The 20,230-nt window shown below is 76.7% G+C and carries 23 protein-coding genes and 1 rRNA gene; 14 read left to right on the plus strand and 10 right to left on the minus strand.

The genetic code is table 11. From position 1 onward, the window contains the following. Position 1 precedes the first annotated feature (1 nt). The 9 genes from rrf (at position 2) to allB (ending at position 7,261) form a co-directional block, all read left to right on the plus strand. Positions 2–118, plus strand: a 5S ribosomal RNA gene (gene rrf / locus ACI8AD_RS23230). Positions 119–362: 244 nt separating this feature from the next. Beyond that, positions 363–1,487, plus strand: coding sequence for an epoxide hydrolase family protein (locus ACI8AD_RS23235; protein ID WP_456872894.1), 1,125 nt, complete (start codon positions 363–365; stop codon positions 1,485–1,487). 57 nt (positions 1,488–1,544) lie between these two features. Beyond that, positions 1,545–1,847 (plus strand): urease subunit gamma, encoded by a 303-nt coding sequence (locus ACI8AD_RS23240; RefSeq protein ID WP_456872895.1) that lies wholly within the window; start codon positions 1,545–1,547, stop codon positions 1,845–1,847. Then, positions 1,844–2,152: an urease subunit beta gene (locus ACI8AD_RS23245; protein WP_456872896.1), complete on the plus strand. Its 309-nt coding sequence runs from the start codon at positions 1,844–1,846 to the stop codon at positions 2,150–2,152. The genes ACI8AD_RS23240 and ACI8AD_RS23245 overlap by 4 nt, the downstream gene beginning before the upstream one ends. Beyond that, positions 2,152–3,873 carry an urease subunit alpha gene (locus ACI8AD_RS23250; RefSeq protein ID WP_456872897.1) on the plus strand — a complete coding sequence of 574 codons (1,722 nt, stop codon included), beginning with the start codon at positions 2,152–2,154 and terminating at the stop codon, positions 3,871–3,873. The genes ACI8AD_RS23245 and ACI8AD_RS23250 overlap by 1 nt, the downstream gene beginning before the upstream one ends. Beyond that, positions 3,873–4,607, plus strand: a complete 735-nt coding sequence (locus tag ACI8AD_RS23255; RefSeq protein ID WP_456872898.1) for an urease accessory protein UreF — start codon at positions 3,873–3,875, stop codon at positions 4,605–4,607. Before ACI8AD_RS23250 ends, ACI8AD_RS23255 begins: the two co-directional genes overlap by 1 nt. Further along, a complete protein-coding gene (gene ureG / locus ACI8AD_RS23260; RefSeq protein ID WP_456872899.1) occupies positions 4,597–5,271 on the plus strand; it encodes an urease accessory protein UreG in 675 nt (224 codons plus the stop codon). The genes ACI8AD_RS23255 and ureG overlap by 11 nt, the downstream gene beginning before the upstream one ends. Then, positions 5,268–5,951 (plus strand): urease accessory protein UreD, encoded by a 684-nt coding sequence (locus ACI8AD_RS23265; RefSeq protein WP_456872900.1) that lies wholly within the window; start codon positions 5,268–5,270, stop codon positions 5,949–5,951. The genes ureG and ACI8AD_RS23265 overlap by 4 nt, the downstream gene beginning before the upstream one ends. Further along, positions 5,948–7,261, plus strand: coding sequence for an allantoinase AllB (gene allB / locus ACI8AD_RS23270; protein WP_456872901.1), 1,314 nt, complete (start codon positions 5,948–5,950; stop codon positions 7,259–7,261). The genes ACI8AD_RS23265 and allB overlap by 4 nt, the downstream gene beginning before the upstream one ends. A gap of 2 nt (positions 7,262–7,263) precedes the next feature. Here allB and ACI8AD_RS23275 read toward each other — a convergent pair whose 3' ends face one another. Continuing rightward, on the minus strand, positions 7,264–7,419 hold the full coding sequence (locus ACI8AD_RS23275) for a hypothetical protein (RefSeq protein ID WP_456872902.1): 156 nt from the start codon (positions 7,417–7,419) through the stop codon (positions 7,264–7,266). 85 nt (positions 7,420–7,504) lie between these two features. Between ACI8AD_RS23275 and alc the strand changes: the two genes are divergently transcribed. Beyond that, positions 7,505–8,500 carry an allantoicase gene (alc, locus tag ACI8AD_RS23280; RefSeq protein ID WP_456872903.1) on the plus strand — a complete coding sequence of 332 codons (996 nt, stop codon included), beginning with the start codon at positions 7,505–7,507 and terminating at the stop codon, positions 8,498–8,500. A 55-nt stretch (positions 8,501–8,555) separates the two neighbouring features. Here the strand turns inward: alc and pucD are convergent, their stop codons facing one another. Genes pucD through ACI8AD_RS23295 form a run of 3 tightly spaced genes read right to left on the minus strand, consistent with a single transcriptional unit; the run spans position 8,556 to position 12,267 of the window. Continuing rightward, complete coding sequence (gene pucD / locus ACI8AD_RS23285; RefSeq protein ID WP_456872904.1) at positions 8,556–10,916, minus strand: xanthine dehydrogenase subunit D; 2,361 nt, start codon at positions 10,914–10,916, stop codon at positions 8,556–8,558. Beyond that, on the minus strand, positions 10,913–11,401 hold the full coding sequence (locus tag ACI8AD_RS23290; protein ID WP_456872905.1) for a (2Fe-2S)-binding protein: 489 nt from the start codon (positions 11,399–11,401) through the stop codon (positions 10,913–10,915). Before ACI8AD_RS23290 ends, pucD begins: the two co-directional genes overlap by 4 nt. Beyond that, positions 11,392–12,267, minus strand: coding sequence for an FAD binding domain-containing protein (locus ACI8AD_RS23295; protein WP_456872906.1), 876 nt, complete (start codon positions 12,265–12,267; stop codon positions 11,392–11,394). Before ACI8AD_RS23295 ends, ACI8AD_RS23290 begins: the two co-directional genes overlap by 10 nt. Positions 12,268–12,354: 87 nt before the next feature. On the opposite strand from ACI8AD_RS23295, the gene ACI8AD_RS23300 reads away from it, so the two are divergent. After that, positions 12,355–13,728, plus strand: coding sequence for an 8-oxoguanine deaminase (locus ACI8AD_RS23300; RefSeq protein WP_456872907.1), 1,374 nt, complete (start codon positions 12,355–12,357; stop codon positions 13,726–13,728). Positions 13,729–13,768: 40 nt separating this feature from the next. Here the strand turns inward: ACI8AD_RS23300 and ACI8AD_RS23305 are convergent, their stop codons facing one another. Further along, positions 13,769–14,401, minus strand: coding sequence for a TetR/AcrR family transcriptional regulator (locus ACI8AD_RS23305; RefSeq protein ID WP_456872908.1), 633 nt, complete (start codon positions 14,399–14,401; stop codon positions 13,769–13,771). 69 nt (positions 14,402–14,470) lie between these two features. Between ACI8AD_RS23305 and ACI8AD_RS23310 the strand changes: the two genes are divergently transcribed. Next, positions 14,471–14,821, plus strand: a complete 351-nt coding sequence (locus tag ACI8AD_RS23310) for a darcynin family protein (RefSeq protein ID WP_456872909.1) — start codon at positions 14,471–14,473, stop codon at positions 14,819–14,821. Between the two features lie 122 nt (positions 14,822–14,943). Here ACI8AD_RS23310 and egtE read toward each other — a convergent pair whose 3' ends face one another. From egtE to ACI8AD_RS23335, 5 genes are read right to left on the minus strand one after another with little or no spacing between them, the layout of a single operon-like run. Further along, complete coding sequence (gene egtE / locus ACI8AD_RS23315; protein WP_456872910.1) at positions 14,944–16,074, minus strand: ergothioneine biosynthesis PLP-dependent enzyme EgtE; 1,131 nt, start codon at positions 16,072–16,074, stop codon at positions 14,944–14,946. A gap of 10 nt (positions 16,075–16,084) precedes the next feature. Beyond that, complete coding sequence (locus ACI8AD_RS23320) at positions 16,085–16,873, minus strand: anti-sigma factor (RefSeq protein ID WP_456872911.1); 789 nt, start codon at positions 16,871–16,873, stop codon at positions 16,085–16,087. Further along, positions 16,854–17,453, minus strand: coding sequence for an RNA polymerase sigma factor (locus ACI8AD_RS23325; protein ID WP_456872912.1), 600 nt, complete (start codon positions 17,451–17,453; stop codon positions 16,854–16,856). Before ACI8AD_RS23325 ends, ACI8AD_RS23320 begins: the two co-directional genes overlap by 20 nt. 50 nt (positions 17,454–17,503) lie before the next feature. Beyond that, a complete protein-coding gene (locus ACI8AD_RS23330) occupies positions 17,504–18,151 on the minus strand; it encodes a class F sortase (protein ID WP_456872913.1) in 648 nt (215 codons plus the stop codon). Positions 18,152–18,164: 13 nt separating this feature from the next. Next, a complete protein-coding gene (locus ACI8AD_RS23335; RefSeq protein WP_456872914.1) occupies positions 18,165–18,983 on the minus strand; it encodes a DUF4397 domain-containing protein in 819 nt (272 codons plus the stop codon). 294 nt (positions 18,984–19,277) lie between these two features. Here ACI8AD_RS23335 and ACI8AD_RS23340 point away from each other — a divergent pair, with 294 nt between their 5' ends. Both ACI8AD_RS23340 and ACI8AD_RS23345 read left to right on the plus strand, forming a co-directional pair. Continuing rightward, positions 19,278–19,739, plus strand: coding sequence for a DUF309 domain-containing protein (locus ACI8AD_RS23340; RefSeq protein WP_456872915.1), 462 nt, complete (start codon positions 19,278–19,280; stop codon positions 19,737–19,739). Between the two features lie 34 nt (positions 19,740–19,773). Continuing rightward, positions 19,774–20,199 (plus strand): SRPBCC domain-containing protein, encoded by a 426-nt coding sequence (locus tag ACI8AD_RS23345; protein WP_456872916.1) that lies wholly within the window; start codon positions 19,774–19,776, stop codon positions 20,197–20,199. Positions 20,200–20,230: the final 31 nt, after the last annotated feature.

Consider the following 20,230-nt stretch of genomic DNA (forward strand, 5'->3'; position numbering starts at 1 on the left):
TTACGGCGGTCATGGCGAGAGGGAAACGCCCGGTCCCATTCCGAACCCGGAAGCTAAGCCTCTCAGCGCCGATGGTACTGCCCTGGAGACGGGGTGGGAGAGTAGGACACCGCCGGACAACCATTCAGCAGGGCCCCGCACCGGACACCGGCGCGGGGCCCTGCCGCATTTTCCAGGACGCGGTGCGCCTCTCGGAGCTGCCTCCTCGTGGTCCGGTTGCGCAGCGGGTCGGGACACCGTCCCGTCCGGCGGCGACCGCGGCGGGTAACCGGACCGGCCCCGCTCTCGTCAGGGGAGGATCGCGACTCCCGGTGAGGCCATGCCGGCTGTCCGGGGGCGTCGAGCGCCGATACGGTTCCCCCGTGGACGACGCCGTCGAGCCGTTCGCCGTCGACGTGCCGGCCGAGGAGGTCGACGACCTGCGGCGCCGGCTGCGGGCCACCCGCTGGCCCGAGCAGGAGACGGTCGGCGACTGGTCGCAGGGCGTCCCGCTGGAGTGGATGCGCGAGGTCTGCCGTTACTGGGCCGAGGACCACGACTGGCCGGCCCGGCAGGCGCTGCTCAACGCCCACCCGCAGGTGCGGACGGTGGTGGACGGTCTGCCGGTGCACCTGCTGCACGTCCGCTCGCCGCACCCTGACGCGCTGCCCCTCGTCCTCACCCACGGCTGGCCCGGGTCGGTCGTGGAGTTCCTCGACGTCGTCGGCCCGCTCACCGAGCCCGAGGACCCGCAGGACGCCTTCTCCCTCGTCGTGCCGTCGCTGCCGGGGTTCGGCTGGAGCGGCAGGCCGGACGCCCCCGGCTGGGGGCCGGCACGCACTGCCGACGCCTGGGCGGTGGTGATGCGCCGGCTCGGCTACGAGCGCTTCGGTGCCCAGGGCGGGGACATCGGCTCGTTCGTCTCGGCCAACCTCGGCGCCCGCCACCCCGACCGGGTGGTCGGGGTGCACCTGAACATGGTGGTGACCGGCCCGCCGGAGGGGCAGACGGAGTTCAGCGAGCGCGAGCGGCGGGCGCTGGAACGCGAGCGTGCCTTCCGTGCCGAGGCGGCGGCCTACAGCCAGCAGCAGCGCACCCGGCCGCAGACCCTCGGCTACGGCCTCACCGACTCCCCCGCCGGTCAGGCCGCGTGGATCCTCGAGAAGTTCGCCGCCTGGACCGACGGCGACCCGGTGGCGTCCATCGGGCTCGACCGGCTGCTCGACGACGTCTCGGTGTACTGGTTCACGGCGACGGCGACGTCGTCGGCGCGGATGTACTGGGAGATGGCCCGGGCGCCGGGCGAGCGGGCCCCGCGGGTGGACGTGCCCACCGGCGTCTCGCTGTTCCCGCACGAGATCTTCCAGCCGCCCCGCGCGTGGGTGCAGCGGCAGCTGACCGACCTGCGGGCCTGGCGCGAGCACGACAGCGGCGGGCACTTCGCGGCGCTGGAGCGGCCCGACGCCCTGGTCGCCGACGTCCGCGAGTTCTTCCGGCCGCTCCGGTAACCGACGCGACACATCCGGCGGTTAGCGTCCGGACACCCCACCCCCGGAGGCCCCCGCGTGCACCTCACCCCGCACGAGCAGGAACGGCTGCTGCTGTCCTACGCCGCCGAGCTGGCCCGGCGGCGGCGCGCGCGGGGACTGCGGCTGAACCTGCCGGAGGCGACGGCGGTCGTCACCGACCACGTCCTCGAGGGAGCACGGGACGGCGTCCTGGTCACGGAGCTGATGCAGTCCGGCCGCACGGTCCTCACCCGCGACGACGTGATGGACGGGGTCCCCGAGCTGCTGGCGGAGGTGCAGGTGGAGGCGACCTTCCCGGACGGGACCAAGCTGGTGACCGTCCACCAACCGATCCCGTGAGCGTGGTCCCCGGCGAGGTGATCCCGGCCGAAGGCGTGATCGAGACCCTCGAGGGCGCGCCGCGCGTCGAGGTCGAGGTGACCAACACCGGCGACCGCCCGGTGCAGGTCGGGTCGCACTTCCACTTCGCGCAGGCGAACCGGGCGCTGGCGTTCGACCGCGCCGCCGCGCACGGGCTCCGGCTCGACGTGGCCGCGGGCACCGCCGTCCGGTTCGAGCCGGGCATCACCCGCACCGTGACGCTGGTCCCGCTGGCCGGCGCCCGCGTCGTCCCGGGACTCACCGCCGAAGGAGGCCTCTCCTAGTGGTCCGGCTGTCCCGCGAGCGCTACGCCCAGCTGTACGGGCCCACCACCGGCGACCGCATCCGGCTGGCCGACACCGACCTGATCGTCGAGGTCGAGGAGGACCGCTGCGGCGGTCCCGGCCGGGCCGGCGAGGAGGCGGTGTTCGGCGGCGGCAAGGTCATCCGCGAGTCGATGGGCCAGGGCCGCGCCACCCGCGCCGAGGGCGCGCCCGACCTGGTGGTCACCGGCGCCGTCGTCCTGGACCACTGGGGCGTGGTCAAGGCCGACGTCGGCGTCCGCGACGGGCGGATCGTGGCGCTGGGCAAGGCCGGCAACCCCGACACGATGGACGGCGTCCACCCCGACCTGGTCATCGGGCCAGGCACCGAGGTGCTGGCCGGCAACGGGCGGATCCTCACCGCCGGCGGCGTCGACTGCCACGTGCACCTCATCTGCCCGCAGATCGTGCCGACGGCGCTGGGCTCGGGTGTCACCACGCTGATCGGCGGCGGCACCGGCCCGGCGGAGGGGTCCAAGGCCACCACCATCACGCCGGGCGACTGGTACCTGGCGCGGATGCTCGAGGCGATGGACCCCTGGCCGGTCAACGTCGCGCTGCTGGGCAAGGGCAACACGGTCTCGCAGGAGTCGATGGAGGAGCAGCTCCGCGGCGGGGCCAGCGGGTTCAAGCTGCACGAGGACTGGGGCTCGACACCCGCGGCGATCGACGCCTGCCTGACCGTGGCCGGGCGGCACGGCGTCCCGGTGGCGCTGCACTCGGACACCCTCAACGAGGCCGGGTTCGTCGAGGACACGCTCGCGGCGATCGCCGGCCGGTCGATCCACGCGTACCACACCGAGGGTGCCGGGGGCGGTCACGCGCCCGACATCATCACCGTCGCCGGGCACGCGAACGTGCTCCCCAGCAGCACCAACCCGACCCGGCCGCACACGGTGAACACCCTCGACGAGCACCTCGACATGCTCGTGGTCTGCCACCACCTGGACTCCTCCGTGCCGGAGGACCTCGCCTTCGCCGAGAGCCGGATCCGGCCGACGACGATCGCCGCCGAGGACCTGCTGCACGACCTGGGCGCCATCTCGATGATCGGCTCCGACGCGCAGGCGATGGGCCGCGTGGGCGAGGTGGTCCTGCGCACCTGGCAGACCGCGCACGTGATGAAGCGCCGGCGCGGGTCGCTGGCCGGCGACGGCGCCGCGGACAACGCCCGCGCCCGCCGGTACGTCGCCAAGTACACCATCTGCCCGGCGGTGGCCCACGGCATCGACGGCGAGGTCGGGTCGGTGGAGCCCGGCAAGCTCGCCGACCTGGTGCTCTGGGACCCGCGGTTCTTCGGCGTCCGCCCGCACGCCGTCCTCAAGGGCGGGGTGATCACCTGGGCGCAGATGGGCGACGCCAACGCCTCCATCCCGACCCCGCAGCCGCAGCTGCCCCGGCCGATGTTCGGCGCCTACGGGCGGGTGCCGGCGCGGACGTCGCTGCACTTCGTGGCACCCGCGGCGCTCGATGCGGGGCTCGGTGACCGGCTGGCGGTCGACCGCCGGCTGGCCGCGGTCACCGACACCACCCGGCTGACCAAGGCCGACATGCCGGAGAACACCGCGCTGCCGGACATCCGCGTCGACCCCGACACCTTCACCGTGACCGTGGACGGCGAGGTGTGGGAGCCCGAGCCGGTGCGCGAGCTGCCGATGGCCCAGCGGTACTTCCTCTTCTGATGACCGCGGCGCTGCTCACGCTGGCCGACTCGCGGCTGCCCGCGGGCGGGCACACGCACTCCGGCGGGGTGGAGCAGGCCGTGACGGCCGGGCTGGTGCACGACCCGGGCTCGCTCGCCGCCTTCCTGCTGCGCCGGCTGGCGACGGCGGGTGCCGTCGCGGCGGGTCTCGCGGCCGCGGCGACGACACTGTCGTCCTCCGGACGACACCTCGGCCAGGTGCCGTCCCCCGTGGCGCTGAGCCCTGCCAGCCCCTCGTCGGAGGAGCCTCCGGCCCCGTCCTCGTCGGAGCTCGTCGCTGCGCTCCTGGAACTCGACGCGGAGGCCGACGCGCGGACGCCGTCGCCGGCGCTGCGGGCGGCGTCCCGGCAGCAGGGCCGCGGGCTGGTGCGGGTGGGCCGCCGCGCGTGGCCGTCGCCGGCCTGGGACGCGCTGCCCGCCGCGCCGCACCACCCGGTGGCGCTCGGCGTGGCCGCGGCCGCGGGCGGGCTGACCGCCCGCGACGCCGCCGCGGCCGCCGCGTACCTGTCGGTCAGCGGCCCGGCGACCGCGGCCCAGCGGCTGCTCGCCATGGACCCGCTCACCGTCGCCGCCGTCACCGCTCGGCTGGCGCCCCGGATCGACGCCGTCACCGACGCGGCGATCCGGGAGGGGCTCCCCGCTGCCACCGACCCGCTCCTCGACCTGCTGGCCGAGGTGCACGCCACGAGAGGGGACCGCTTCTTTGCCTCCTGACCACGACCTCCAGGACTACGTCGACGCGGAGGTCCCGCACCGGCACGGCGGGCCCCTGCGCGTCGGGCTCGGCGGGCCGGTCGGCTCCGGCAAGACCGCCCTGGCCGCCGCGCTGTGCCGCACGCTGGGCGCCGAGTACGACCTCGCCGTCGTCACCAACGACATCTACACGACCGAGGACGCCGACTTCCTGCGCCGCCACGCCGTCCTCCCCGACGACCGGATCGAGGCGGTGCAGACCGGCTGCTGCCCGCACACCGCGATCCGCGACGACATCACCGCCAACCTCGACGCCGTCGAGCTGCTCGAGGCCCGCCACCCCGGGCTGGAGCTGGTGCTCGTCGAGTCCGGCGGGGACAACCTGACGGCGAGCTTCAGCTACGGGCTGGTCGACGTGCAGGTGTTCGTCGTCGACGTCGCCGGCGGGGACAAGGTGCCGCGCAAGGGCGGCCCCGGGGTGACCGCGAGCGACCTGCTGGTGGTGAACAAGACCGACCTCGCGCCGCTGGTCGGCGCCGACCTGGACGTCATGCGACGGGACTCGGCCGTGGTCCGCGGGGACAGACCGACGATGCTCGTCTCGCTGCGGGAGGACCCGACGGCGGGGCCCGTGGCCGACTGGGTGCGCGAGCAGGTGCGGGCCCGCCGGCTGCAGCGGGCGTGAGGACGCGGGTCGAGGTCGTCGCGCGGCGCGGGCCCGGCGGGCGCACGGTGCTGCCGGTGGTCCGCGCGAGCGGGCAGCTCGCGGTGCGCCGGACCGGGCCGGTGTCGGTGCACCTGGTGGCGGTGGCGTTCGGCCCGCTCGGCGGCGACGACGCGGAGGTCCGGCTGGTGGTCGAGGAGGGCGCCGTGCTGGTGGTGCGCTCGGTGGCCGCCGCCGTCGCGCTGCCCGCGCGCGAGGCACACCGGCCCTCGGTGCAGCGCGTCGTCGCCGAGGTGGCCGGGGAGCTGGACCTGCGGCCGGAGGCGACCGTGGTCGCCGTCCGGGCGCACCACCGGGCGGAGCTGGCGGCGGAGCTGGCGGCAGGCGCCCGGCTCACCGCCACCGAGCAGGTGCGGCTCGGCCGCGCCGGCGAGGAGCCCGGCCGCTGGACCGGCACCACGCGGGTCGCCGTCGACGGGCGGCCGCTGCTGCACACCACGGTCGGCCTGGGGCCGGGCGCGCCGGCCTGGCTGCCGCCGGTCGCGCCGTGCGCCTACGCGTCCACCGTGCACGTCGGGCAGGCTGCCGGGGTGTTGACCGCCGACGCCGCCGTCCGCCTGCCGCTGGAGAACGGCTGGGTGGCCACCGCCTGGGGGACGGAACTGCACCGGGTGGTCCGGGCGATCGGGGAGGTCGCGTGACCCTGGTCGTCCGCGCCCGGCGGGTGGTGCTCCCGGACGGTGAGCGCGCCGCGGCGGTGCACACCGAGGGCGGCGTCGTCACCGCGGTCACCGCCTTCGACGACGCCCCGGCCGGCGCGGTCACCCTCGCCGACGACGAGGTGCTGCTGCCCGGGCTGGTCGACACCCACGTGCACGTCAACGAGCCCGGCCGCACCGAGTGGGAGGGCTTCGCCACCGCCACCCGCGCCGCGGCCGCCGGGGGCGTCACCACGATCGTCGACATGCCGCTGAACTCCGTGCCGGCGACCACCTCGCCCGACGCGCTGCGCGTGAAGCGGGAGGCCGCGGCCGGGCAGGTCGCCGTCGACGTCGCGTTCTGGGGCGGCGCGGTGCCCGGCAACGTCGCCGAGCTGCGAGGCATGCACGAGGCCGGCGTCGTCGGGTTCAAGTGCTTCCTGCTCGACTCCGGCGTCCCGGAGTTCCCGCCGCTGGACGATGCCGGGCTGCGCGCGGCCCTGGCCGAGCTGGCGACCTTCGACGGGCTGCTGATCGCGCACGCCGAGGACGAGCAGGTCATCGCCGCCGCGCCGGAGCCCGCTGGCGCCAGCTACGCGGCGTTCCTCGCCTCCCGGCCCCCGGCGGCGGAGGAGACGGCGATCGGCCGGTTGGTGGCGGCGACGCGGGACACCGGCGCGCGCAGCCACGTCGTCCACCTGGCCGACGGCGACGCGCTGCCGCTGCTGCGGGCGGCGCGGGCGTCCGGCGTGCGGATCACCGTGGAGACCTGCCCGCACTACCTGACCTTCGCCGCCGAGGACGTGCCCGACGGCGGCACCGCGTTCAAGTGCTGCCCGCCGATCCGGGAGTCGGCGCACCGCGAGGAGCTGTGGGGCGCGCTGCGTTCCGGCGACATCGACCTGGTCGTCAGCGACCACTCGCCGTGCACGCCGGAGCTGAAGCGGCTCGACGTCGGCGACTTCGGGCTGGCGTGGGGCGGGATCGCCGGCCTGCAGGTGGCGCTGCCGGCGGTGTGGACCGGGGCCTGCGCGCGCGGGGTGCCGCTGGCGCAGGTGGTGGAGTGGATGTCGGCGGCGCCGGCGCGGCTGGCCGGGCTGCCGGGCAAGGGCGCGATCGCCGGCGGCAGGGACGCCGACCTGGTCGCCTTCGCCCCCGAGGAGCGGTCCACCGTCGGCCGGCTCGAGCACCGCAACCCCGTCACGCCCTACGCGGGCCGGGAACTCACCGGCGTGGTCCGGCGGACCTGGCTGCGGGGGAGGGAGGCCGACGGCAGCCCCCTCGGCCGGCTGCTGCGCCGAGGGGGCCGCTGAGCTCAGCTCTGGGGTTCCTCCCGGGCGGCCTCGTCGAGGATCTTCGGGTCCTCCGTGGAGCCGCCCGCGGGGTCGGGGTTGCCCAGCGCGGTCTCGGCGGGCAGCTGCTGGATGTGCTCGCGGGCGCGCTCGCGCAGGTCGTCGGTGGGTTCGGACACGGGTCCTCCTCGGGTCTCGCGGGACGCGGTGCCCCTACCCCGGCCGTGCGAGAGTGACCCGCGACCGCCCGCGACGAGGAGCCCGATGTCCGACCCCTTCGACCTGCCCGACCTCGCGAGCCGCGCCCAGGGCGGTGCCGTGGTGGCCGCCAACGACGAGTTCTTCGCCGGCAAGGAGAACCTGGTCCGCGCCGAGCCGGCGCGGGCCCGCGACGACTTCGGCGCGCGCGGCAAGGAGTACGACGGCTGGGAGACCCGCCGCCGCCGCGAGCCGGGGCACGACTGGGCGGTCGTGCGCCTCGGCATGCCGGGGGTGGTGCACGCCGTCGTCGTCGACACCGCGTTCTTCCTCGGCAACTACCCGCCGCGCGCCTCGCTGGAGGGCGCCGCGGTCGAGGGCCACCCGCCGGCGTCCGCGCTGCCCGACGCCGACTGGGCGCCGCTGCTGCCGCTGTCGGACCTCGCCGGCGGCACGGCCAACCGCTTCGCCGTCGAGCCGGGGCCGCGGGTGACGCACGTGCGGCTGTCCATCCACCCCGACGGCGGCGTCGCGCGGCTGCGGGTGCACGGCGAGGTGGTGCCCGACCCGCGGCTGCTCGACGCCGGCCCGTGCGACCTCGCCGCCCTGGAGAACGGCGGGCGGGTGACCGCGGTGAGCAACGCCTTCTACGGCAGCCCGCACCAGCTCATCGGCCGCGGCGAGGCCCGGTCCATGGGCGAGGGCTGGGAGAACGCCCGGCGCCGCGACGACGGCAACGACTGGGTCGAGGTGGCGCTGGCCTGCGAGGGCACGGTGACCCTCGCCGAGCTCGACACCTCGTGGTTCCTCGGCAACGCGCCCGGGTCGGCGTCGTTGACCGGTACCACCGCCGACGGGCGCGCGGTGGAGCTGCTGCCGCGCACGCCGCTGCAGCCCGACACCCGGCACCGCTTCGTGCTGCCCGGCGACAGCGGCGTCACCCGGGTGCGGATGGACGTCTTCCCCGACGGCGGCATGGCCCGGCTGCGGCTCTGGGGCCGCCCCACCGAGGCCGGCCGTGCCGCGCTGCGCCGCCGGTGGGAGGAGACCTCGGCCGGGTGAGCGTGTGCGCCGGCGCCGCACCCCGGACCTCGGAGTGCGGCGCCGGCGCACCCGCTCAGGTGCCCGTGAGGTGCTCGGGGCGCACCGGGACGCGCCGCAGCGGCAGGCCGGTCGCCTGCCGGATCGCGGCCAGCACCGCGGGCCCGGAGGAGATGTTGGGCGCCTCGCCCACACCGCGCAGGCCGTAGGGGGCGTGCGGGTCGGCGTACTCCAGCACCTCGATCCGCATCGGCGGCATGTCGAGCACGGTGGGGATGAGGTAGTCGGTGAACGACGGGTTCTGCACCCGCCCGTCGCGCACCAGGATCTCCTCCATCACCGCCAGCCCCAGCCCCTGCGCGGTGCCGCCCTGGATCTGCCCGACGACGGCCTGCGGGTTGATCGCCTTGCCCACGTCCTGGGTGCAGGCCATCTCCACCACCTTGACCAGCCCGAGCTCGGTGTCGACGTCGACCACCGCCCGGTGCGCGGAGAAGGCGTACTGCACGTGCGCGAAGCCCTGGCCGGTCTCCGGGTCGAGCGGCTGGGTGGGCCGGTGCCGCCACTCCACGGTCTCCTCGACCGCGTCGTCGCCGAGCACGTCGGCCAGCGGCAGCGCGACCCCCTCGGCGTCGGACACCACCTTCCCGCCGTCGAGCCGCAGGTCGCCGGCCGGCCGGCCGACCAGGGCCCGCGCCCGCTCCAGCACCCGCGCGCGGACCGCCTCGCACGCCGCCTTGACCGCCCCGCCGGTGACGTAGGTCTGCCGCGACGCCGAGCTCGAGCCCGCCGACCCGACGGCGGTGTCCTTCGGGTGCACCACGACGGCGTCGACGCCGAGCTCGGTGCGGGCGATCTGCTGCTCGACGGTGACCAGGCCCTGACCCACCTCGGCCGCGGCGGTGTGCACCGTGGCCACCGCCTCGCCGCCGACGACCTCCAGCCGCACCCGCGCCGTGGAGTGGTCGTCGAAGCCCTCGGAGAAGGCGACGTTCTTGTAGGCGACGGCGTACCCGACGCCGCGCCGGACGCCCTCGCCGTGCGTGGTGTTGGAGACCCCGCCGGGCATGTCGCGCAGGTCGAGCCCGGTGGGGAGCTCCGGCAGCGGCATGGCCACCAGCCGGCGCAGCAGCTCGGCCACCGGTGCCGGGCTGTCGACGACCTGGCCGGTGGGCGTCTCCGAGCCCAGCTCCATCGCGTTGCGGCAGCGCAGCTCGACCGGGTCCATGCCGAGCTCGGCGGCCAGCGCGTCCATCTGCGCCTCGTAGGCGAAGGCGGTCTGCACCGAGCCGAACCCGCGCATGGCGCCGCACGGCGGGTTGTTGGTGTAGGCGCCGTAGCAGTCGACGTGCACGTTCGGGACGACGTAGGGGCCCAGGCCCATCGTGCCGGCGTTGCCGACGACCGCCGGCGTGCTGGAGGCGTAGGCACCGCCGTCGAGGAAGATCTCGGCCTTCACGTAGACCAGGTCGCCGTCGCGGGTGGCGCCGTGCTCGTAGCGCATGGTCGCCGGGTGCCGGTGCACGTGGCCGAAGAAGGACTCCTCGCGGTTGTAGGACATCTTCACCGGCCGGCCGGTGTGCAGCGCGAGCAGGCAGGCGTGCACGTGCATCGACAGGTCCTCGCGGCCGCCGAACGCGCCGCCGACCCCGGCGAGGGTGAGCCGGACCTTCTCGGGCGGCATGGCCAGCGCCGAGCAGATCTGCCGCTGGTCGACGTGCAGCCACTGGGTGGCCACGTACAGGTCGACGCCGCCGTCCTCGCCGGGCACCGCCAGCCCGGACTCCGGGCCGAGGAAGGCCTGGTCCTGCATGCCGACCTCGTACTCGCCGACCACGACGACGTCGGCGGTGGGCTCGGGGTCGCCCTTGCGGACCTTGAGGTGCCGCACCAGGTTGCCCCTCGGGTGCAGGTCGGCGCTCTCCCGGCTGAGCTCGGTGACCTCGGCGGGGGCGTCGTGCACCTGGTTCCAGGTGGGGTGGCCCAGGGCCGCGCGGGCGTCGGTGACCGGCTCCCAGACGTCGTAGTCGACGACGATCCGCGCCGCGGCCCGGCGGGCGGTGTCGGGGTGGTCGGCGGCGACCAGCGCCACCGGCTCGCCCTGGTAGCGGACGACGTCGAGGGCGAGCACCGGCTGGTCGGCGAGCTCGAGGCCGTAGACCTTCTCGCCGGGCACGTCGTCGGAGGTGAGGACGGCGTGCACGCCCGGGACGGCCAGCGCCGGGCCGACGTCGATCGAGCGGATGCGGGCGTAGGGGTGCGGGCTGCGCAGCGTGACGCCCCACACCATGTCGTCCATCCACAGGTCGCTGGCGTAGGCGAACTCGCCGCGGACCTTCAGGACGCCGTCGGGGCGCTGCGCGTCGTCCCCGATGCGGCCGCCGGGGCCGCCCACGGAGGACGGCGCGCCGGCGGGCGTGCGGGTGGGGGTGCTCACCGGGCCTCACCTGCCATGCGGTCGGCGGCCAGCCGGACGGCGTCCAGGATCTTCTCGTAACCGGTGCAGCGACAGAGGTTGCCGGCCAGCGCCTCGCGGATCTCCGCGTCGGCGGGCGTCCTGCCCTCGGCCCGCGAGCGGCGGACCAGGTCGTCGGTGGCCACCAGCAGCCCGGGCGTGCAGAAGCCGCACTGCACCGCGCCGGCCTCGAGGAAGGCCTCCTGGACCGGGTGCAGCTCGCCCGGGCCGGCCAGCCCCTCCACGGTGCCGACCTCCCGGCCCTGCGCCTGCCCGGCTGCGACCAGGCAGGCGCAGACCGGCAGCCCGTCGAGGTAGACGGTGCACGAGCCGCACTCGCCCTGCTCGCAGGCGTTCTTCGAGCCGGGCAGGCCCATCCGCTCGCGCAGCACGTAGAGCAGGCTCTCGCCCTCCCAGACGTCGTCCACCTCGTGCCGGTCGCCGTTGACGGTGCAGGTCAGGCGCACGCCGGGTCTCCCTTCCGGTAGTCGGCCCAGGCCCAGGTCAGCGTCCGGCGGGCCATGACCGAGAGCGCGTGGACGCGGTAGCGGGCGGTGCCGCGCACGTCGTCGATGGGGGCCGCGGCCTCGGCGACCAGCGCGCCGAAGCGTGCCGCGGTGGCCGGTGGCAGCTCGGCGCGGGACTCCCACAGCCCGTCGAGCTCGCCGGCGAGGAACTCCTCGGCGGCGGGGGCGCGGCGCGGCGTGGGCGCGGCCGACCCGATGCCGGTGCCGACCGCGCGGCGGTCGGGGTGCAGCGCCAGGCCGAACGCGGCGACGGCGATGACCATCGCGTTGCGCGTGCCGATCTTGCTGTACTGCTGCGGGCCGGTGGGCGGGGTGATGCGGACGGCGGCGATCAGCTCGTCGTCGGCCAGCGCCGAGCGCTTGACGCCGCGGTAGAAGTCGCCGACCGGGATCCGGCGGGTGCCGCGGACGCTCGCCACCTCGACCTCTGCGCCGGCGGCCAGCAGCGCGGGGTGGGCGTCACCGGCCGGGGAGGCGGTGGCCAGGTTGCCGCCGACGGTGCCCCGGTTGCGGATCTGCGGCGAGCCGATGGTGCGCGCGGCCATCGCCAGCCCGGGCAGCCGGCCGCCGAGCTCGGTGATCACCCGGGCGTAGGGGACGCCGGCGCCCAGCCGCACCGCGCCGTCGTCGGTGCCCCACTGCTGCAGCTCCGGGACCCGGGTGAGGTCGAGCAGCAGCGCCGGGCGCAGCCGGCCGAAGTTGATGCCGACCATGACGTCGGTGCCCCCGGCGATGGGGACGGCGTCGCGGGAGGCGGCCCTGGCCTCCAGCGCCTCCTCCCACGTCGCGGGCTGCAGGAACTCCACGGGCCCTCCTCGTGCGGTGTGGGGACGGTCACGGTAACGCCGTCGCGTCACGGGGAGGTCGCACCTCGCGGCGGGCAGGATGCGCCCGTGGAGACGACTGCCGACCTGCTGGTGCACTCGGCCGAGCTGCTGGCCACCGTCGACGACGACCGGCGCGAGATCGCCGGCGGGTGGGTCGCCGTCACCGGCGGTGTGGTGAGCGGCGTGGGCGGCCCGGGGGACCCGCGGCCCGACGCCGTCCGGGCGGTGGACGCGGCCGGCTGCCTGGTGACGCCGGGGCTGGTCAACACCCACCACCACCTGTACCAGAACCTCACCCGCTCGTTCGCGCCCGCGCTGAGCGGCGGGCTGTTCGACTGGCTGGTGACCCTCTACCCGCTGTGGGCGCGGCTGGACGAGGAGGCGGCGTACACGTCGGCCTACGTCGGGCTCACCGAGCTGGCGCTGGCCGGCTGCACGACCTCCACCGACCACCTCTACGTGCACCCTCGCGGCGCCGGGGACCTGATCGGCGCGGAGGTGCGGGCGGCGCAGGACCTGGGGGTGCGGTCGCACTTCACCCGCGGGTCGATGTCGCTGTCGGTCAAGGACGGCGGGCTGCCGCCGGACTCCGTCGTCCAGGACGACGACGAGATCCTGGCCGAGTCGCAGCGGCTGGTGGAGGCCCACCACGACTGCTCGCCGGCGGCGCTCACCCGTCTGGCGCTCGCGCCCTGCTCACCGTTCAGCGTGTCGTCGGAGCTGATGACGCGCACCGCCGAGCTGGCCGAGCGGCTCGACGTCCGGCTGCACACCCACCTCGCCGAGACCCGCGACGAGGACGCGTTCTGCCTCGAGCGCTTCGGCCGCCGTCCGGTCGAGTACCTGGCCGACGTCGGCTGGATGACCGACCGGGTGTGGCTGGCGCACGTGGTCTGGCCCTCGCCCGCCGAGGTGGCGCGCCTGGGCGCGGCGCGGGTCGGGGCGGCGCACTGCCCGTCGTCGAACATGGTCCTCGGCAGCGGGCTGGCGCCGGTCGCCGAGCTGCGGGCGGCCGGGGTGCCGGTCGGGCTGGGCGTGGACGGGTCGTCGTCGGCGGACGCGGCGTCGCTGTGGCTGGAGGCCCGCACGGCGATGCTGCAGGGCAAGCTGCGGCACGGCGCCGGGTCGTTCACCGCCCGCGACGCGCTGGAGATCGCCACCCGCGGCGGTGCGGCCTGTCTCGGGCGCACCGGCGAGATCGGGCAGCTGTCGGTGGGGGCGTGCGGCGACCTCGCCGTCTGGCCGCTGACCGGGCCGGCCTTCGCCGGGGCGCTGTCGGACCCGGTGGAGGCGTGGCTGCGCTGCGGTCCGGTGGCCGCGCGGCACACCGTCGTCGGCGGGCGGTTCGTGGTGGCGGACGGCGTGCCCGTGCACCCGGCGCTCGACGAGCAGCTCGCCGTCCACCGCCGGGTGAGCGAGCGCATCCAGGCCCCCCTGTAGCCGTGCACTTCCGCGGAAGTGCACGGGTTGAGGTGGCGGCTCAGCCCTGGTCCCGGACGCCGACGAGTGCCCTGACGGCGGGTTCGACGTCGGACCAGGCGTCCTGCCAGGGGAATCCCGGCTTGTTGATCCGCAGCGAGACGGCGCCGTGGAGGAGCTGCCACAGCAGGACCGCGGTCGCCCGGGCGCCCCCCGCGGGCAGGTGATGGCCGCTCTGCACGGCCTCCTGCAGGTCGCCGGCTGCGGCCTCGATCAGCGCCCGGCCGGGGACGCCGCCGTCGGGCAGATCGAGTGCGGGCAGCACCCGGCCCTCGTAGAGGACCTTGTAGCGACCGGGGGAGCCCAGGCCGAAGTCCACGTAGGCGCGGGCGAGGGCCAGCACGCGCTCCACGGGGCCGCCGCTGCCGGCCTGGCTGCGGGCCACGTCCTGCTCGAGGTCGGCGAACAGCCGCTCGACGACGGCGCGGAGCAGCGCGGTCTTGTCCGGGAAGTGCAGGTACAGCGAGGGCGGGGTGACCCCGACGGCGTCGGCGACCGCCCGGATGGAGACGGCCTGCTCGTCGCCCGACTCGGCCAGCAGCGTCGCAGCGGTGTCGACGATGTGCTCCCGGAGCTCTCCGCCCTGGCCCCGCCGTGCCCGCCGCCGCCGTCCGTCGGGTCCTGTCGAAGTCACTTGACGGATCCTAGGATGCACCCGCTAACTTAGCGTGCGTTAACTTAACAACTGATAGGAGAAGCCACCATGTCCCGGACCTACACCGTCGTGGCCCTGGTCACCCTGGCTCCGCAGTGGTTGCAGATGACCCGCGCCGCGCGCGAGGAGTTCAACGACGAGCACGTCGCACCGGTCCTCGCCCGGCACGCCGGGCAGGTCGCCATGCGCCACGTCGACGTGGAGGCCTTCACCGGCACCTGCTCCGACGTGTTGATCTTCACCACGGATGACCTGGCAGCGTTCGCCTCGCTGTGGGACGACCTGCGGGACACGCCGCTGTTCGCCCAGCCCCTGCTCGAGGTCGTCGACGTCCTCGTCGGCCTGGACGCGGAGTGGGTCCGCCGGCCCGACCCGACGCCCCTCCCCGTGGGGGCCTGACCGGTGCCCGCGAACACTCCCAGCCGGACGACACCGCTGCCCGCCGACTGCGGTCCGCCGGGGCCGCCACGTTGTACGGGTGCGGGTCCCCGCTGGCTGAGCACTTCCGCGGAAGTGCTCAGCTAGAGGGCGGCGGCGAGGGCCTCGAGCTCCTCCACGGTGCCGTCGACGTGCGGCGACACCCGCAGCACCGGGCCGGTCATCTCGCCGGGCGCCCGCTCGGGGCCGGCCGCGGTGGTGACGATGCCGTGCTCGGTGAGCAGCCGGGCGCGGGTGGCGACGACGTCGACGCCGTCGGGCGGGCGCAGCGTGGTCGTGGCCGTCGGCTCGCCGACCGGCTCGACCACCCGCCAGCCGCCGGCGCCGTCGAGCACCTGCCGCCCGGCCCGGCCCAGCGCGGCCAGCCGCTCGCGGACCCGCGGCGGCCCGGCGGCCAGGTGCTCCCCGACCGCCAGCACCAGCCCGATCCGGCCGGCGACGTGGGCCTCGCCGCTCTCCAGCGCCCGCAGCGGCGGGAGGTCGGCCGGCCCCGGGAGCGCGGGCACCAGCTGTGCGGCCACCGCCGGGCGCACGCAGAGCAGGCCCACCCCGCGCGGCCCGGCCAGCCACTTGCGGGAGGTCGAGTAGACGACGTCGGCGCCGAGGTCGACGTCGACGTGGCCCAGCGACTGCGCCGCGTCGAGCACCAGCGGCACGCCGTGCGCCCGGCACAGCGCCGCGACCTCCGCGGCCGGCTGGACGACGCCGCGGTGGCTGGCCACGTGGGTCAGGTGCACGAACCGCGGCGGGTCGCCGGCCAACACCCGCTCGAGCGCCGCCAGGTCGGCCCGGCCGTCGCCGTCGACGGCCAGCGGTTCGAGCGCGAGCCCGGCCGCGCGCAGCATCGCCGCGTTCGGCGCGTACTCGCCGGGCAGGCACGCCACCCGGGCGCCGGGCGCCAGCGGCCAGGCGGCCAGCAGCGCCGCGAGCGCGGCCTGCGCCGACTCGACGAAGGCGACGTCGGCGGCGGCCATGCCGACCAGCCCCCCGATGACGCTGCGGCCCTGCTGCAGCAGGTCACCGGCGGTCGCCTCGGCCACGTAGCCGCCGAGCTCGGCCTCGTGCCGCGCGTGGTGGGCGACCGCCTCGAGCACCCGGTTGCTCTGCCGGCTGCACGCGGCGGAGTCCAGGTGCGTGCCGGCCGGCCGCGGGCGGGCGGCCCGCCAGGAGCCGGCGAGGTCGGCGTGCGGCAGGCGGAGGTCGAGCGCGGTCACCCGTCCCACGCTAGGACAGCTGCCCCCGGGCGACGGACAGGCCGGAGTGCGCGGGGTCGCCGTCGAGCGGCTCGACCGAGACGTCGACCACCGGGTACTCGCCCAGGTCGAGGCCGGCGGGGAGCTGGAAGTCCTCGGTGCCCGGGCGGACGACGCCCAGCGGCACCAGCCCGGTCACCGACTCGGTGAGCAGCCACGCCTCGTAGTAGCCCTCGGGCGGGGCGTCGGCGGCGAGCTCGACCCGCAGCACGCGGGTGCCGTCCTCGCGCTCGACGACGGCCGCGCTGCCGGTGGCGCCGCTGTCCTCCAGCGGGTCGAGCACCGCCTCGGCCACGGCGACGCCGCCGTCGTCCCGGCCGGTCAGCGCGACCGCACCCGCCCCGATCCCGAGCCCCACGACCAGCGCCGCCGCGGCGGCGAGCAGGAGGCGGGACCGGCGCGGACGCAGCGGCACCACCGGCGCGACGGGCCCGGGCTCCGGGCGGGCGGCGGGGACGAGGGGCGCGGGCGGGACGTCGGGCACCGGGTCGGCGGGCGGGGCCGAGGCCGCCACGACGTCGGGGCGCGGCGCCGTCGCGACGCCGGTCGCGGCGGCGATGCCGGCCCAGAGCGCCGGCGGGGGCGCGACCGGCGGGCCGGGATCGGCCAGCTCGGGCACGGCCAGCACGTCGACGGCGCGGCGCAGCCGGGACACCTCGCCGGTGCAGGACGCGCAGCCGGCCAGGTGCGCGGCGGCGTCGTCGGGCAGCGGCTCGCGGAGGGCGGCCAGCGCGAGCTCCTCAGGCGTGCAGTGCGGCACCGTCCACCTCCAACCGGTCTCGCAGGCGCTCCAGGGTGCGCCGGATGTGGCTCTTGACCGTCCCCAGCGGCAGGCCGGTGCGCTCGGCGATCTGCGTGTGGGTGAGGTCGGCGAAGAACGCCAGCTCGATGATGCCGCGCTGCGGCTGGCCGAGGCGGTCCAGCTCGCCGAGCAGGAGCACGCGGTCGGCGACGGTGGCGTCGACCGGGGCGGGTCCCGCGGCGGGTGCGGCCTGCGCCTCGGCGAGCGCGGCCTCCGCGGCGCGGCGCTGCCGGTCGCGCCGCGCCCAGGTGTCGGCGATCTTGTGGCGGCAGACGCCGGTCAGCCAGGCCGGGAGCGGACCCTGCTCGGGCCGGTAGCCCGCGCGGCCGGTCCAGGCCGAGACGAAGACCTGCTGCGTGACGTCCTCGGCGTCGGGGCCGGGACCGAAGGCGCGCACCGCCATGCCGTGCACCCGGGCCGCGTACCGCTCGTAGGCCCAGGCCAGCGCCTGCTCGTCGCCGGCGGCGAAGCGGCGGCCCACCTCGTCGTCGTCGGGCTCGGCCGCGCCGTACGGCGCCGGCTCCGCCACGGTGTCCACCCACCCGACCCTAGGCGACCGGGAGCCCGATCGGGGCGGCATCAGGTCGGTCACGGCGCCGGCTCCGCCACGACGACGACGTTGTCGCGGTAGCCGCCGACCTCGGGGAGGAACGGTCCGCCACAGGTCACCAGCGTCAGCCGCGGCGGCCCGTCGCGGCGGAACAGGGCGTCGACCGGCAGGGCCTGCTTGTCCAGCAGCTCGCGGGAGACGACCCGCCAGCGGGTGACGGCGCCGGCGGCGTCGGTGACGACCACCTCGTCGCCGGGCTCGGTACCGCGCAGCGCCGCCATCGCCCCGAGCCCCTGCTCGGCGTCGTCGACGTGCCCGGCGACCACCGCCGAGCCCGGTGCGCCGGGCACCGGGCCGAAGCGGTACCAGCCGGCCCGCTCGACGTCGTCGGGGAGGGCCATCTGCCCGTCCGGCGCGGTGCCGACGGGGTCGACGGGGACGTCGAGCCCGCGGGCCGGGACGGCGACCCGCGCCGGCGGCACGACGGCGGGGGCGGGGCTCGGTGCGGCGTCGCGGACGGCCACGGCCGGGCCGGCCGGCGGTTCGGTGGACTGCTCCGCGGGCGTGCCGAGCACCTGCTCGACCGGGGCGCCCGCCGCCGCCGGGGGGCGGGACAGCGCCCACACCGCGGGCGTGCCCACGGCGAGGGCCAGGCCCAGCACCACCCCGGCGGCAGCGGGTCGCACGTCGGTCCTCCCGTCAGGCGCGGTTGCCGGCCAGCCGGCGCGCGGCCACCGCCGCACCGGCCAGGCCCAGCGCGGAGAGGCCGACCACCGGCAGCGGCACGCCGCCGTCGTCGTCGGCCAGCCCGGCGCTGCCGCCGGGGACGCCGGACGGCGAGGAGTGGGCGCCCGAGATCGTCTGGACGGCGAGCTCGTAGCCGGCCTCCTGCGAGCCCCACGCGTAGACGATCGTGGTGGCGCCCTCGGCCACGTCGAGGTCGGCTGGGCCGATCGCGACGGTGTCGGTGCCGGCGAGGACGACGTCGGCGCTGACCGTGCCGGCCGGCACCTCGAGGGAGGCCTCGTTCGGGTTGGTCAGGTTCGGGGCGACCACCTGGCCGCCGGCGCGGACGTCGACCGCCGGCGCGGCGGCGACGTGCCGGACGACGACCCGGCCCTGGCCGGCCGGCACCGCGGAGGTGTCGTTGACGAACGGCGTGAGCGCGGGCTGGCCCTCCGCGGTCAGGTGGGCGACCACGGTGGCGTTGGCGCCGGCCGGTACCGCGACGCCGTTCGCCGACAGCAGCGGCGAGCCCGAGCCGTCGGCGGCGTCGGCGGGGAAGAGCGCCAGGTCGTAGGAGCCGGCGGGCAGCTCCAGCGGGCCGGCGAGCGTGCCCGGCGCGAAGTCGTCGATCAGCCGCTCGCCGTTCGCGTAGACGTCGACCGGGGTGTCCGGGATGCCGTGCAGCACGGAGACGGTGGCGGTGTCCGCCGCCGAGGCGGGTGCGACGCCGAGCGCGAGCAGCGCGCCGGCTCCGGCGACGGTGGCGAGGCCGAGGGTGCGGGTCCGGGTCACGAGGTCCTCCGGGGTCGGGGGTTGCTGACACCCCTCCTTCCGGCGTCCCCGCAGGTCCGGATGCACCCGCCGGAGGAGGCCGTGCGGTTCACGCGATCGGGTGCAGCCCGCGGCGGGGCAGGGGACCCCCCAACGCTCGTGCTCTCCCCCGGGAGGCGGGGCAGAGCACGAGCGCGCGGGAGAGCAGGTCAGGCGGCTGCGGGCTCCGGCAGCGGCGGTGCCGGACCGCGCGGGAGGCGTTCCGGACCTCCCGCTCCGGGAGGGGACCGGACGTGTCCGCGGGAGGATGCGGGGGTGACCTCGCCGCGCGACCGGGATCCCGAGGGGCGGGCGCGCAGCGCCCGCCCGCGCGACGCGCTCGGCCGGCCGCTGCCCCGCGGCGCCGAGGGCGTCGAGCGCGCGCCGGAGGGGGTGCCCCGGACACCGGACGAGGCGGTGGCCGAGGCGCAGCGGCTGCTCGACGCCGGCCGTCCCTTCCACGCCCACGAGGTGCTCGAGGACGCGTGGAAGGCGGCGCCCGACGACGAGCGGCAGCTGTGGCGCGGGCTGGCGCAGCTCGCCGTCGGGCTCACCCACGCCGCCCGGGGCAACACCCGCGGTGCGGCGACGCTCGTCGAGCGCGGGGCGGGCAACGTCGCGCCCTACGCGCCGGCGCCCCCGCACGGCCTCGACGTCGCGGGGCTGCTGGCCTGGGCCCGCGGGCCGCTGCGCGCCGACCGGCCGTTCCGGCTGCGCGGCCTTGGTCCGGCCTCCTGACCGCGGGCAGACTGCGGGCGGCGGGAGGGGACCCATGAGGAGCTACGAGGCGGCCACGCGCATCGACGTCGGCCCGGACGAGGTGTGGCCGCACCTGGTCGACGTGGGCACCTGGCGGGACTGGGACTCCGGCGTCGACCGGGTCGAGGGCCGGGTCGCGCTGGGGGAGCGGCTGACGCTGTACGCGACGATGCTCCGCAGCCGGCCGTTCGCCGTCGTCGTCACCGAGCTGCGGCCGGGGGAGGCGATGCGCTGGCGCGGTGGGCTGCCGTTCGGGCTGGCGGTCATCGAGCGCACCTACTCCCTCGACCGGCAGGACGACGGCGGCACGGTGCTCACCGTCCGCGAGGACCAGACCGGCCCGCTGGCGTGGGTGACCGAGCGCTCGACGCCGGACCTCAACCCGTCGTTCCGCCGGTTCTGCGCCGGGATCAAGGCGCTCGCCGAGCGCTCCGCCTGACCCACCCGTGCCCTTCCGCCGCCGTGGACGG

The organism is Geodermatophilus sp. SYSU D00766, from assembly GCF_054049915.1.